We start from the raw sequence: 12,962 nt of genomic DNA on the forward strand, positions 1-12,962 counted from the left end.
AGCTAGTCGCCGTGGTCGAGAAGAACGAGACGGTGCACCATGGTGCCGTCGACGAAGTAGGCGCGGCAGGTGAACGGACTGTGGATGGTGGCCCCGAACGCGTTCGGGGCGTTCACCGCACCCGAGACGTTCAGCACCGTGATCCGTGCATGGTCAACCCCTTTGAGCGGGTCCTCCAGCAGAGAGAACAAGTCCGTACCGTCGGGCTCCAGGGCGACCGGCGCCGTCTGGACCTGTGACAGTGTCGCTGTCGACGGGGACGCCAATCGGTTCAGCACGTCCGCCGAGCAGCGGTCCTGCGCCACCTGGGCGGCGGGCACCGTGCGCTCGGTCGGGCCGGCCAGGCCGAAACCATGAGTGGCTACGCCGATGACCGCCACCACCACGACCACGGCGGCCGCGCACGCTGCCGCCACGAGCGGCCACCCACGCGCCCGGCGCCGGCGCGGCTTCGGTGTCGACATCGTCATGACCTCCCACATCGGTTGAGCTGGTGGGCATGCCGGGTGCGCCGCAACGCATCGTGGCCGCCACGAGCAGTACTCACCGGCTCACCACCGTCGCGGAGATGATCACGATAGCGGGCCCCTCCACGCGGCGGTCGAATCGGCGCGTCGACACGAAGGCTGCGCACCGCCCCATACTAAACTTCTTAGTAGCGACGCGATCGTCCTTCCTGATCGACATGCCGCGGCGGACACCGTCCACGAACAGCGTGATTACCCGCTCATCGCCCACTGACCGGCAGCCACGCACCTGCCGCAGCGGTCCCCGGCCCGGCGCCGGTGCAGGAAAGGGATCGACGTACCGGGGCTCCCGATTGTCGCCTGTGGGCGGCGACGAGCATCTAGACATGTAGTGGGGCAGCTGTTCTCGCGCGATCCCGGCGCCCTCAGCGACAACATCGCACCTACTACTAATTCAGATAGTAGTATCTCGGGGGTCGCTGGGTGTCCGGTGACGGTGCCCGCGTTGAGGAAGGTGGCTTAATGAGCCCTCGCCGTCGAATATCCGCCGGAGGTCGACTCTCCGCCGGGGGCCGAGCGCCGGTGTTTACCGCCGCCTACCGCCGGGAGCGCCGCCGCCGAATCGCCGGCTGGATGCTCGTTGGCGTGGGGTCGATCATGGCGGTGGCGCACGGGGTGAGCCACCTGGGCCGGCTGAAGTTCATCGGCTATCAGGATCTCCTCATCGGCTATCCGATGGCGGGACTGCTGATCCTGGCCGGCTTCATGCTGGTCGGCATGACCAGGGCCTGACGCGAGATGATCATGTGGCCCCGACGGCGACCCAGCCGCCGCATCGGCGCACCGGCACACCCACCCTTGACTGCAATACCCCACGGGGGTGTTGATGGAGTGGTTACGCCGCCCACCCGGGGCAGGGGGCTCAGATGAGCGCACTCGTGCATGCGGGGTCACTGGCAGGGTCGATGACCTGGGAAATCCTGTGGGCGCTGATCCTGGGCTTCCTGCTGTCGGCGATCGTGCAATCCCTGGTCCGCCGCGCCACCATCGTGCGTCTGCTGGGCGATGACCTGCCCCGTACCCTGGCCGTCGCGACCGGGCTGGGCATCGCCTCGTCCTCGTGCTCCTACGCCGCGGTGGCGCTGGCCCGGTCCCTGTTCCGCAAAGGCGCCAACTTCACCGCAGCTATGGCCTTCGAGATCGCCTCCACCAACCTGGTCGTCGAACTGGGCATCATCCTGGCCTTGCTGATGGGCTGGCAGTTCACCCTCGCCGAATTCGTCGGCGGCCCGGTCATCATCGTCGGTGTCGCCCTGATATTCCGGATCACGCTGCGCGAGAAGCTGTTACGCGAGGCCGCCACGCAAGCCGACAAGGGCCTGGCCGGATCGATGGAAGGGCACGCGGCGATAGACATGTCCATCGCCCGCGAGGGCACCTTCGGACAACGACTCGTCTCGGCCGACGGTTTCACCTCGGTGGCGCACGTCTTCGTCATGGAATGGGCCGCCATCTGGAAAGACCTCGTTGCCGGCTTGCTCATCGCCGGCGCAATCGGCGCCTTGGTTCCCGCATCGTTCTGGCAAGGACTGTTCCTGGACGGCCATCCCCTCTGGTCGGCGATCTGGGGACCGCTCATCGGACCGCTCGTGGCCGTCGTCAGTTTCGTCTGCTCGATCGGCAATGTCCCACTGGCGGTCGTGTTGTGGAGCGGCGGAATCAGTTTCGGTGGCGTCATCGCGTTCATCTTCGCCGACCTGCTGATCCTGCCGATCCTGAACATCTACCGCAAGTACTACGGCCTGCGCATGACCCTGACCATCACCGCGGCCTTCTACCTCGCCATGGTGGCCGCCGGCTACCTCGTCGAAATCCTGTTCACCGCAACCGGACTCATCCCCGACCGGACCACGGCACACATGCCGGACGAGGGCATCTCGTGGAACTACACCACCTGGCTCAACCTGGTGTTCCTCGCCCTGGCGGCGGTGCTGCTGTGGCGGTTCCTGCGCACCGGCGGCAAGGCCATGCTCGCGATGATGGGCGGCGCCCCCGAACCCAGCCACACCGGCCGCGGCCCGCACCCGCACGGTGCGAGCAGCGGTCATCCCCACGAGCACCACCACGACGCCAGCGGTGACCCCCAGCACGGCGCGCACGGCTGACCCCGTCGCGGCGCCGATGCCCGCACACCGGCCCACACCGAACCCACGGCGCCACCGACAGTCGCTTCCCCCGGCCAGAGCCGGAACCCGTTCAAGGAGAAACCATCCGATGCCCACCCCACCACCATCGCCGCCGATCAATCGGCGCACCTTTCTGGGCGCGGTCGCGCTCGCCGGGGTCAGCGCCGCCGCCTGTGGCCGCTCCACCACAGCGCCCGCGCCGGCGCGGGCGGTTAACCGCGCCGCGATCGACGCCGCCGAGGCCGCCCGGCCCCACTCCGGGCGGACCGTCACCGCGACTCTCACACCGCAGCCCACCACCGTCGACCTGGGCGGCGTTGAGGCCCGGACGCTGGCCTACGGCGATCAGCTGCCTGGCCCGCTGATCCGCGCTTCGGTGGGCGACGAACTGGCGGTCACCGTGTCCAACCGGCTCGACCACGACACCTCGGTGCACTGGCACGGCATCGCCCTGCGCAACGACATGGACGGCGCCGCCCCTGCGACACCGAACATCACCCCCGACGCCGACTTCACCTACCGGTTCGCCGCACCCTACGCCGGTACTTTCTGGGCACACCCGCACACCGGCCTGGACACCGACTTCGGCCTGTATCTGCCGGTGATCATCGACGATCCCGCCGACCGTGGCGCCTACGACGCCGAATGGATCGTGGTCCTCGATGACTGGACCGACGGCGTCGGCAAGTCGCCGCAACAGATCTACGCCGGACTGCGCGCGATGTCCGGATCCGGCGGCCGCGATATGCCGGGCATGGAGGGCGGGCCCGACACTGGCGGCGCGCCCGACATGAGCGGCGGCGCGATGGCGGACATGCCGACCACCGCCAGTGCGCTCCTGGGCGGCGACGCCGGCGACGTCAAGTACCCTTACTACCTGGCCAACGGCCGGATTCCTGCCGCGCCAACAGTTTTCCGGGCCAAACCGGGCCAGCGTATTCGGCTGCGCATCATCAACGCCGCTGCCGACACCGCATTTCGGGTCGCCCTGGCCGGGCACACGATGACCGTCACCCACACCGACGGATTCCCGGTCGATCCGGTCGAGGTCAGCGCGCTGCTGCTGGGCATGGGGGAACGCTACGACGTCCTCATCACTGCCGCCGACGGTGTGTTTGCGCTGGTGGCCGCCGCCGAAGGCAAAGACCGCCTCGCCCGCGCCCTGCTGTCCACCGGCGCTGGCACCCCGCCCGCCCCATCTTTGCGCCCGGTCGAGCTGTCCCGCCAGGTCGCCACCGTCGCCGATTTCACCGCCGCCGCCGCGGTCGATCTCGGCCCCACCAAACCCGACGTGGCCCTGACCGTAGAGCTCACCGGATCGATGATGAAATACGACTGGGGCATAGGCGGCCGCCCATTCACCGATCGACAGGGCCTGACCGTCCACCAGGGCCAGCACGTTACCGTGACCTTCACCAACTCGACCACCATGTGGCATCCAATGCACCTGCACGGGCACACCTTCCAGGTTCAGCCCGCCGACGGCAGCCGCGGCCCACGCAAAGACACCCTCATCGTGCTCCCCAAACAGACTGTGACCGTCAGGCTCGTGGCGGATAACCCCGGCGAGTGGATGTTGCACTGCCACAACGCCTATCACCAAGAAGCGGGCATGATGACCACACTGAAGTACACGACGCGATGAGCCCGCGACGCCTGCTCACCCGAGGAAACTGTTGGTCGGCGGCAACAGTATTGACTGTCGCCGTCACCGTGGCCGCCCTGCTGATATGGGTGCATTGGCATCGTCGTGCGCTCGACGCCGATCACATCGACTGCCGCGTATACAAGTGCGTGGCACTGACATTCGACGATGGGCCGACCCCGTTCACCGACCGGCTCCTGAACGTTCTGACCGACCGCGGCGCTAAAGCAACATTCTTCGTCATCGGCAACAAGGTGGCCGCCGACCCCGCAGCGGCCCGCCGCATCACCGCTGCCGGTATGGAAATCGCCAACCACACGTGGGAACACCCCAACATGGCCACCATCGATCCGGCTGAGATTCCCCACCAGTTGTCCGCGGGCACCCAGGCCATCACCGCCGCCACCGGCGTCAGCCCCGCGCTGTACCGGCCGGCAGGTGGGGTATCCAGCGACGCCGTGCGCGCCGAAGCGGGCCGGCAACACCTCGCCGAAATACTGTGGGACGTCATCCCGTTCGACTGGATCAACGATGCCGACACCGGGGCGACCCGCTACATGATGATGACGCAAATCAAACCCGGCTCGGTCGTTCTGCTCCACGACACCTACTCCAGCACCGTCGATCTGATCTACCAATTCCTGCCGGTGCTGATCGCCAACGACTACCACATGGTGACCGTCAGCCACCTGCTCGGCACCCGAACACCCGGCAGCAGCTACGGCAGCCGGGTCAACGGACCGGCCAGCAACACACTGCGGGAAATCCCGTTCGACCAAATCCCCGTCCTGCCTCCCACCCCGTCACCCAAACCGGCACCAAACCGGCCTATCACCGACCTATCCAACCAGAACCCCGGCGGACCACCACCCAGCTGAACGACGGCACCCGCTCGCCCTGGGCGGCCTGACCCCCGGGGTGCACCGGACACCTTCCAGCCCAACCGGATACAACGCAGCCGCCGGCCGCCGGGCATCAGCCCGGTGGGTCGATTCTTTCGAAAGATTGTGCGGTGTAGGTGGTTTTGGTGTTGCCGCCCGGGGTGATTTCAGTTTTCATGATGGCCTGCACACGTATTCGCTCGCCGACAGCAAGGCCGATGGTTTGCCGAGGATCGATACGACCGAGCTTCACCGTTACCGCGTCGCCGTCGTCTTGCTGGATCACCCATGAACTGACCGCGGAAACAGTGAGGTATTCACCGGTGATGACCACGGATTGTTCATCGAGGTTGGCGTGCTCCACGACGTAGGCCATATGTCGGGCGTTGCGGGCAGTGACGGTGACCCGCCGGGTCGCCCGCGAGGGCTGCCTCCAGTCGATGTCGACATCAAATCCCGCGCGGTCCAACGTCTTTGCCAGATCACGCACAGCCGAGGCAGTACGCGGACCCATATCGCCGAGCTGGTGGACAAACGAGGACTGCTCCGGTTCGGGTCCGATGTCGTTGCCGGCGGTGAAGACATCGATGGCCGCGCCGACGGCGGTGTCGACCATCTGGTCGTTGGTTTCGAATTCGTCGAGCATCCCCGCAGGTCCGGCCTCATCGGCCGGAGCGACCGCCGGAGTGAAGGTCAGGATGATCGAACCGGGCGCGGGTGCGGTGGTCAACAGCAGCTCGGTACGTCGCTTGATGTCGGCACTGGGCTTGCGGCCCAATGCTTTATCACCTGCCTGCGCTGCGCCGACCGCGGTTGCCAGGCGTTGAAGTCCGGTCATGACACGGGCGACCTCAGTCACCCTGGCTGCCGAACCAGTGACGCCGTCACCGGAGATACGGATACTGCCTACCGAGCCCAGGGTTCGACCGATCGGATCACGATCGCGCATGGACTCGATCCCGATCCGGGACAGGTCCTCCGCGGTGGTCCACTCCGGCAACGTCGCGCCGAATTCTGGATCCGCCGTCGCGGCTAACAGTGCCTCCTGTAGGCGGTCGAGCTCCTCGTCAGGTGAAGTCACGAATGATCACCTCCACATAGCCGCGCCGCGGGAACGCGTCTTCACGGACCGGTTCGGAGCCGCGCGCACCGGAGGGCAGGCGCTGCACCTGATCATCCATCTCGCCACGAAACATTGTGTAGGTGGAGTAGTACTCGTCTCGGTAGCGCATGTCGGGCTGACAGTGCCAGTGCAGCAGCCGGGTATCGACCTTCACCCCCAAGGCTTCGTGCACTTTGCCCGGCAGGGCGAAAGCGCTCAACGCTTTGGCCACCGGCGGGTGCACACCGGCGCTGTTCACTTCGATGTCTTCAGCCCAGTAGACACACTGCACCCATTCCGGCGCGGGCTCATCAGAGACGAACGGGCCGTGCAGCCAGACAGCGTTCACCGGAACCAGGCGCTCCAATACCTTGGTCGCCGCCATCCAGTCCCGCCACAATTCGGCGCGGCACTCGCCCCGACCAGCCACGAACCGCGCATGCAACTCGCCTGTGGTCGCCCGGTAACGCCCCGGCGGCAACATTCCGTCTGGCCCCAACTCTGGTAACACCGCCCACCCCCGTCGTGTGTCGGCCCCGCACCCCACGGAGCCCTCCCCGGATTCAGCCGACGGTGCACACCACCGATGCCGCACCGTCAGCCGGCGGCACATCGCTATGGATCACGCCGTCGCCAGCTGTATTGAACTGCGCCACAGTGGTTTCATCGATCGCGGCAATCACCGCACGGGCCGCCAACGCTAACGGCTGGTCGGCCAAACCGCTATCAGCCAGTGCCGCCTCCAACTGGTCCCGCGCCGCCAGCAATGCGCCGAAGCCAGGTGCGGCCGCGGGAGCCTGTGAGGCGACGAACGCGCGTAGCAATTCGTCGAGGGCACGGCGCTGACGGGTGTCCATGCGCTGCGCTTCGGCGGGCAATTCATAGCGCTCGGCTGCCGGTGGACGTACGCCCACCGCCGCGAAAGCTGTTGCCTCGGGCACTTGGGCGAGATAGGCAATAGCCCGGATGGAGGCGTCGGTGGGCCGGGACGCGTAGGTGCCCTGCCGCAAGCGGTTGAGGGTGGCGTGAGAAATATCGTGGCCAGCCTGCTGCGCAACCTCCGCCAAGCGCCTGCCGGACGCTCCACCATTGCGCTTGACCGCGATTTCGATCAGGTCCATCAACGATTTGCTGGTCTTGGCCATCACCGCACCTGCCTTACCTCTGCGACGGAGTTGCGCGCCTGCTAGTTCCTTATTGTTCTGCCACATGTAACACGAGTCAAGCGCAACACGCCGCGCCGCTTCACCCGCAAACGCTTTCACGATTTGTATCGTGCCACACGTGTCATGTGTCACCAAATCGGGCGGAGTCCTCGTTATCTGCCGGCGGTCGCCACAGCGGTCGCCCCAGAGCGTGCTCAAGCTTGGCCAGGGTGCCGATGTCACACAGCACCGCGCCGGCCAGGATCCGCCCGATCGTGGTGTGGGCCACGCCGGTGGCCGACGCCAGGGCTCGCTGACCGGTCCGTGTTTCTGCCATCACCACGCGCAGAGTCCTCGCCAGGTGTTGAGCCGCGGCAGCCGACGGCGGCGCGTCGGCGATCAGTTTCCCGTCAGGCCACACGCCCGCAGCCAGATACGTAACAGGCGGTTGATCGCCATGGCCGCGCGACATGAGCCGACGATAGCGCTCGCACCCCCGGTCGGCCTGTGTGCCGTCGATCACCCTGGCCAGCGTGGGCTTGGTGCATATATGCACCACGTGCGAGGGTGCCGCGGTGACCTTACCTATTCACCCGTTGGACACCTGTCATGAGTGCGCAATTAGCTTTGCCGCTGCCGTGGGGGCCGGCCATGGCTGAGGGCAGTCTGGTCACCGCCGTGGACACCGTGGTCGCGGCGTGGACCGTTGACGGCACCATGTCCGAGCAGACGCTGGACAAATTCGCCTTGCTCGCACGCCGATTCACCAGGTTCGCCGCGGCCTACGACATCACCACCCTCGCCGGAGCCGACGAGGATCTGGTCACCAAATTCGTTGCCGCCAAAGGCCGTACCCGCCACGGCACGGTCGGTACGGCCGCGGTGGCGACCATGCACAACCGCCGCGCGGCCCTGCGCGCGTTCTTCCGCACCGCCCGCCAGCTCGGCCTGACACTGGACGACCCCACCACCGACATCGCCGTGCCCGACCGCGAAGCGACCACCTTGCGGCCTTTGCGCGACGACGAAGCGGCGCTGGTGCGGCTGTTCTCCGAGCACGCCACACCCACCCGGCACGCCGCCACCATCGCGATCCTGCTGGCCGGCGCGCACACCAGCGAGCTCGGCTTCATCCGTATCGCCGACGTCGACACCACCGGTCATAGCGTCCGAGCACATGGCTCCAGCAAGCACCGTGCCCGCCGCCTGCCCCTGGATACCTGGGCCCGCCGGGTGATCGACGAACGCATCGATTATCTGACCGACCGTGGTCTCGGCCCCGACACCATCGTGTGCACCGGCTCCGATGGGTCCGACGCCCAGCGCCAAGCCAGGGTGTGCGTCACCGTCCGCGATGTGCTGACCCGCGCCGGACTGACCGGCACCGCCGGCATCAAGCCGTCCTCGCTGACCGCCTACGCCGCGCGCTGCGTGTTCGAGGACACCGGACGTGTCGAAGCTGCAGCCCAACTCATCGGATCCGGCTCCCTCGATGGCACCGCGACCCTCATCGGCTACCAGTGGCGCCAGGACGACTGATCGTCCCATGACTGCCCAGCACCGTTCGTCGCGCCGTACGCGCGCCAACGCCTACGGTGCCCACCGCATCAATCAGCACGAGCGCGAGGCGATCCCCACCCCGTTCGACCACACACTGCTGGAAATCGAACGGGTCCAGGCCATCGCGTCCTACCCGGCGTTGTACAAGATCGCCGATCTGATCCCCGATCGCCCTGCCAACAGCCCCGGGCGGCCTGCGCACTATCCAGCCTGGGTCTCGGTGATACACCGAGCGCTGCAGGGAGTTTTCGGTAGCGCCAACATGGCCAGCCGGGTCATGGGCAATTCCGAGTACTGGCAGATGTTCCGCGACCAGGCCGCCAAATTCGGCAAGACCGCCCGCGCCAAACCACCACGACGGCACCACCACGTGTACGCGCAGGAGCGTCTCGACACCCACGTCGACGCGCTGCACCAGGGAATGATCGACGCCGCCGCCACGCTGGCCCACCAACTCGGCTGTCTCAGGCCAGATAAACGCGTCTCACGCACCAAGCCGAGCCGCGGGCAGTTCGTCACCTGCGACGGCACCGTCCTGGCGGCACCCGAACGTCCATCCACGACCGAGAAGAAGAAAGCCAAGGGCAGGGCCACCGTCCACGCCAGCTTTGAAGTGGAACGCGGCGAGGACTCCAAAGCATGGAGCTACGGCACCAAATTCGCGATCATGAGCACACGCCCGGACGCCACCCGCAATCTGCGGGTCGTCCTGGACACCATGCCCGTTCCGCCAGGCAAAGGCTACAAAGGTGAGGCCGGCATCGCCCTGAAAATGCTCGACCGCCTCACCGCCCGCCCCGACCTACGCATCGACGGCATCTGCTACGACGGCGCCTTCCGCGGCACCCATATCGACCACGTGATGAAACGCGGCATGATCGCCCTGGTTCCCACACACGCCGGCACCGCTGTGCCCACTGCGTTCGCCACCATCAAATGCGGCTGCGGAGACGACCACGAACTCTGGACCGACAAGGGCAGACTGCACGAGCGCACCATCCTGGACACCGGTGAAACCCATCTCCATCCGTTGCCCGTGACCCGGGTCTTCGACCGCCACACTCCCAGAGGCACCTACCGCTGGTACATCGAATTCGCGCCCCTCTGCGGCACCGTCACCAAAGTACGCATCGACAACACCGAAGACGACGACAAAAAGGGCTACAAGCGCGCCGAGCACCTGCGCCAGTTCACCAAAACCGAAGAGGGCACCAGCCTCTACGACCGTTGCTACGGCTGGCGCGAAGACTCCGAATCACTTAACAACACCCTCGACCGCACCCTCTACGGCGGCCGCATGACCGCACACTCCGCCACCCGACAGCACGGCGTGATGATCGGATTTGCCCTGGGCCGCAACGCAATCGCCGCATACCTGAATCAAAAACAGCAGCAGCGAAAAACCGCCTGAACAACCCACAGGGGATAGATCTACCCACAGGCCAGTCACACACAACTCACCCCTCACACCGACCACGCCAGCATCACAATCACCGCGCCGACGAGAGCCCAAATACCGCCACCGCCCGTTCGCCGTCTAGCATGAGGCGTCCCTTAGGGTTTTAAACACCTATTTCGATAGGTCCCACACCAGCGATGTGACGCTGGTGTTTGTCGATGCTGCTGCCTCACCGGAGTCGGTGGGCGGCTACGAGGAAACGGCGGCACATGTGGCGGCGGCGTTCGATGCGCAGGGGATCGGGGTTCGTGGTGTCGCGGTGGTTGACGTGCTGAGCACTGGCGGACGGTGGTTCACCATTGACGGCAGCGGGCAGTCGGGGGTGCTCGATGATCCGACGACGACTGATCTGGCTATGGCGGCCATTGCCGAGGGGCGGCGCGTGACCGGCAGCCGCAGCGAACTGGTCGCGCTCGTGAAGCCTGATCCGCAGCGTGCTGGGGTACTGGCCCCGTTGATCGCGTCCGCTGCTGTGGTGGAGCGTGAGCGGGCCGTATCGACGGCTCTGGAGGTGGCGCACCAGCTCGCCGGAGGTGAGCAGGTCGCCGATGCGGTGCTGGCTGAACTCGGCGCGGCGCTCGGTGACGGCGTTGTACGCGATGGCCTGTATGGGCTGGCCGTGACCAACGCGGCGCCGGTGGTCGAGGCGTTGTGGATGGTGCTGGCGCGGTCGTTGCCGTCGCCGCAGCGCGCCGATGCGCTGGTGCTCTTGGCAGTCAGCGCGTGGATTCGCGGCGATGGTGTGCTGGCGGGCATTGCCATCGGTGAAGCGCTGGACGAGGTTCACGATCACAAGATGGCGGGCATGCTCGACTGCGCAATGTCGCTGGGGATCGAACCGCAGAAGCTGCGGCAGATGATCGTCTCGGCAACCAGTGCCGTGTCGGTCTGACAGGAACCGGATTAGCCCTGAGTGCCGGCGCTCGGGGCTAATCCTCCCCGCCCCTCGCGGAGGCGGGGAGGATTTAGATCAATTAGTCAGGGCAGCAACAGGTTTCGGCGTGTTGTGTCAGTTGGTGCGGGTAGTATGGCTGTTGTGAGGGCACGCCAGCAGGGTGGGCCTGAGAGTCAAACGAGGTGTTGACATGGGGCAGTACTACGCGCCGGTTGTGATTGACCAGCGGGAGAACCCGACAGTCATGTGGTGGTTTCTGGCGCACATCTACGGCAATGGGCTCAAGCTGATGGAGCATTCCTATGTCGGCAATGAGCTGGTGCGAGCTGTTGAGACGTTTCTGCGGATGGATGGCGGCATGCGACTGGTCTGGGCCGGTGACTACGCCGATCCGGAGAGCTGCGGCGAGAATCTGTACCAGCTGACGGGTTCGGGCGAGGAAGACGGCTATGGGCGCTGTGTGGCTATCCGCGCCGGCCTGGAGCCGCTGTACCCAGGGTATGAGCCGACGCTGACCGAGATCACCGACAAGTGCAAGGTCCTGGATATCCCGCTGGCAGAGGATGAGGACTGCCGGTATGTGATCAACCTGGATGCGGGCTGCTACGTGGACACCGCACTGGCCCCGCGTCCATATGAGGATTTCGATGCGCAGCTGCATCCACTACCGATCCTGACGTGCGAGGGAAACGGCAGGGGCGGCGGGGACTACCACGGGGAGACGTCAGTGGTGGGGTCCTGGGCCCGGTGCCGGGTGACCGTGTCGGGCCGTGTCCCGCAGGGCTATTCCGAACTGGATTTCGCTACTGCGCTGGGCATTGCGGAGCTGAGCCGAGTGGGATAGGCCCCGGTGGGAGATTGGGTGAGCGAACCCCTCGGGGCTCAGGTTTAGCGCTGGCATGTCGTGGGCGCTCGATAGCATCGCCGTTTGTAGGGCAACGCCATCCGGGCGGGCCTGTGTAAGAGAGAGGTATATGGCATGACTGCAGTAGTGGAACCAACCGGAGCCGCCGAGCCGGGAGACGAGGCCCTGGCTCCGCAGAATGTACTCAAGGCCAAGGCATTGCACACGGCGCTGTCGGATGCGCTGCTGTTCACCACTGCCCCAGCGGAGCGGCTGCCCATGCTCGAAGCCGTGCGGATGGAGTTTGGGGACGGGCAGCTGCTGGCGGTGGCTACTGACCGCTTCACGGTGGGAGCATCGAGAGTCGACTATGACGGGGAGAAGTTCGCCATGATGCTCGCCGGCGCGGACGCCAAATCCTTGGTCAAGATGGCCAAGACAGCCAAGAGAGACGAGCGCATCCGCGATGTCTATGTGGACGTGACAGAAGACCGTGCTCGTCGCCGACTGGTGGTGACATTCCGGTTCAGTACCGGAGAGGCGATGACGGTGCGCAGCGCTGACGTCGAATTGCCCCGGTGGCGTCACATCATCGCGACTGACGAATCGAGGATGGGTAGCGTCGTCGGCTCCTGCGTCAACCCGTCCCACCTCGCCAAGTTCGCCAAGGTACGTCCCGACCAGGCCGGCCCCGGCGCACGGATGCTCCTGTTCCCAACGGTGGACAAGGAGGGTGGTTCCGGTCCGATCACAGTGCGGGTCGGGGAGGACTTCATCG

Annotated in this window: 13 protein-coding genes and 1 pseudogene; 9 read left to right on the forward strand and 5 right to left on the reverse strand. The window is 66.0% G+C overall.

Going from position 1 to position 12,962, the window contains the following annotated elements; genetic code table 11:
- Positions 1-2: 2 nt before the first annotated feature.
- Positions 3-464 carry a hypothetical protein gene (locus tag AC3WTE_RS15515; protein WP_492438773.1) on the reverse strand — a complete coding sequence of 154 codons (462 nt, stop codon included), beginning with the start codon at positions 462-464 and terminating at the stop codon, positions 3-5.
- Positions 465-1,049: 585 nt separating this feature from the next.
- Here AC3WTE_RS15515 and AC3WTE_RS15520 point away from each other — a divergent pair.
- The 4 genes from AC3WTE_RS15520 (at position 1,050) to AC3WTE_RS15535 (ending at position 5,176) form a co-directional block, all read left to right on the forward strand.
- Positions 1,050-1,259: a hypothetical protein gene (locus AC3WTE_RS15520; RefSeq protein WP_492438775.1), complete on the forward strand. Its 210-nt coding sequence runs from the start codon at positions 1,050-1,052 to the stop codon at positions 1,257-1,259.
- A 134-nt stretch (positions 1,260-1,393) separates the two neighbouring features.
- Positions 1,394-2,632, forward strand: a complete 1,239-nt coding sequence (locus tag AC3WTE_RS15525) for a permease (RefSeq protein ID WP_492438777.1) — start codon at positions 1,394-1,396, stop codon at positions 2,630-2,632.
- 109 nt (positions 2,633-2,741) lie between these two features.
- A complete protein-coding gene (locus tag AC3WTE_RS15530; protein ID WP_492438779.1) occupies positions 2,742-4,298 on the forward strand; it encodes a multicopper oxidase family protein in 1,557 nt (518 codons plus the stop codon).
- On the forward strand, positions 4,295-5,176 hold the full coding sequence (locus AC3WTE_RS15535) for a polysaccharide deacetylase family protein (RefSeq protein ID WP_492438780.1): 882 nt from the start codon (positions 4,295-4,297) through the stop codon (positions 5,174-5,176). The genes AC3WTE_RS15530 and AC3WTE_RS15535 overlap by 4 nt, the downstream gene beginning before the upstream one ends.
- 97 nt (positions 5,177-5,273) lie before the next feature.
- On the opposite strand, the gene AC3WTE_RS15540 is transcribed toward AC3WTE_RS15535, so the two are convergent.
- The 4 genes from AC3WTE_RS15540 to AC3WTE_RS15555 all read right to left on the reverse strand — a co-directional run bounded on the left by AC3WTE_RS15540 (position 5,274) and on the right by AC3WTE_RS15555 (position 7,898).
- The gene (locus AC3WTE_RS15540) at positions 5,274-6,260 is read right to left on the reverse strand and encodes a hypothetical protein (protein ID WP_492438782.1); all 987 of its coding nucleotides are present in this window, start codon (positions 6,258-6,260) and stop codon (positions 5,274-5,276) included.
- Positions 6,247-6,894: a DUF6932 family protein gene (locus AC3WTE_RS15545; protein ID WP_492438784.1), complete on the reverse strand. Its 648-nt coding sequence runs from the start codon at positions 6,892-6,894 to the stop codon at positions 6,247-6,249. Before AC3WTE_RS15545 ends, AC3WTE_RS15540 begins: the two co-directional genes overlap by 14 nt.
- Positions 6,845-7,426, reverse strand: coding sequence for a hypothetical protein (locus AC3WTE_RS15550; protein WP_492438786.1), 582 nt, complete (start codon positions 7,424-7,426; stop codon positions 6,845-6,847). The genes AC3WTE_RS15545 and AC3WTE_RS15550 overlap by 50 nt, the downstream gene beginning before the upstream one ends.
- A 142-nt stretch (positions 7,427-7,568) precedes the next feature.
- Positions 7,569-7,898, reverse strand: coding sequence for a helix-turn-helix domain-containing protein (locus tag AC3WTE_RS15555; RefSeq protein ID WP_492438788.1), 330 nt, complete (start codon positions 7,896-7,898; stop codon positions 7,569-7,571).
- A gap of 137 nt (positions 7,899-8,035) precedes the next feature.
- Between AC3WTE_RS15555 and AC3WTE_RS15560 the strand changes: the two genes are divergently transcribed.
- From AC3WTE_RS15560 to AC3WTE_RS15580, 5 genes and pseudogenes are all read left to right on the forward strand, one after another.
- Positions 8,036-8,965: a tyrosine-type recombinase/integrase gene (locus AC3WTE_RS15560; protein WP_492438790.1), complete on the forward strand. Its 930-nt coding sequence runs from the start codon at positions 8,036-8,038 to the stop codon at positions 8,963-8,965.
- Positions 8,966-8,972: 7 nt separating this feature from the next.
- A complete protein-coding gene (locus AC3WTE_RS15565) occupies positions 8,973-10,397 on the forward strand; it encodes a hypothetical protein (protein WP_492438792.1) in 1,425 nt (474 codons plus the stop codon).
- Positions 10,398-10,554: 157 nt separating this feature from the next.
- Positions 10,555-11,337 (forward strand): annotated as a pseudogene (locus AC3WTE_RS15570) (DUF4192 domain-containing protein); the annotation flags it as partial.
- Between the two features lie 193 nt (positions 11,338-11,530).
- Positions 11,531-12,184 carry a hypothetical protein gene (locus AC3WTE_RS15575; RefSeq protein WP_492438794.1) on the forward strand — a complete coding sequence of 218 codons (654 nt, stop codon included), beginning with the start codon at positions 11,531-11,533 and terminating at the stop codon, positions 12,182-12,184.
- Positions 12,185-12,319: 135 nt separating this feature from the next.
- The coding region (locus AC3WTE_RS15580) for a hypothetical protein (protein WP_492438796.1) at positions 12,320-12,962 on the forward strand (643 nt) is incomplete at its 3' end.

The sequence above is a fragment of the Mycobacterium sp. FW102-FHT13B02 genome, from assembly GCF_058790275.1.

What these genes read in the sequence shown, in the direction of transcription:
- AC3WTE_RS15530 (WP_492438779.1), top strand. Translation starts at nt 2,742, where the DNA reads ATGCCCACCCCACCACCATCGCCGCCGATCAATCGGCGCACCTTTCTG.
- AC3WTE_RS15565 (WP_492438792.1), top strand. Translation starts at nt 8,973, where the DNA reads ATGACTGCCCAGCACCGTTCGTCGCGCCGTACGCGCGCCAACGCCTAC.
- AC3WTE_RS15545 (WP_492438784.1), bottom strand. Translation starts at nt 6,894, where the DNA reads ATGTGCCGCCGGCTGACGGTGCGGCATCGGTGGTGTGCACCGTCGGCT.
- AC3WTE_RS15535 (WP_492438780.1), top strand. Translation starts at nt 4,295, where the DNA reads ATGAGCCCGCGACGCCTGCTCACCCGAGGAAACTGTTGGTCGGCGGCA.
- AC3WTE_RS15550 (WP_492438786.1), bottom strand. Translation starts at nt 7,426, where the DNA reads ATGGCCAAGACCAGCAAATCGTTGATGGACCTGATCGAAATCGCGGTC.
- AC3WTE_RS15525 (WP_492438777.1), top strand. Translation starts at nt 1,394, where the DNA reads ATGAGCGCACTCGTGCATGCGGGGTCACTGGCAGGGTCGATGACCTGG.
- AC3WTE_RS15555 (WP_492438788.1), bottom strand. Translation starts at nt 7,898, where the DNA reads ATGTCGCGCGGCCATGGCGATCAACCGCCTGTTACGTATCTGGCTGCG.
- AC3WTE_RS15560 (WP_492438790.1), top strand. Translation starts at nt 8,036, where the DNA reads ATGAGTGCGCAATTAGCTTTGCCGCTGCCGTGGGGGCCGGCCATGGCT.
- AC3WTE_RS15515 (WP_492438773.1), bottom strand. Translation starts at nt 464, where the DNA reads ATGTCGACACCGAAGCCGCGCCGGCGCCGGGCGCGTGGGTGGCCGCTC.
- AC3WTE_RS15575 (WP_492438794.1), top strand. Translation starts at nt 11,531, where the DNA reads ATGGGGCAGTACTACGCGCCGGTTGTGATTGACCAGCGGGAGAACCCG.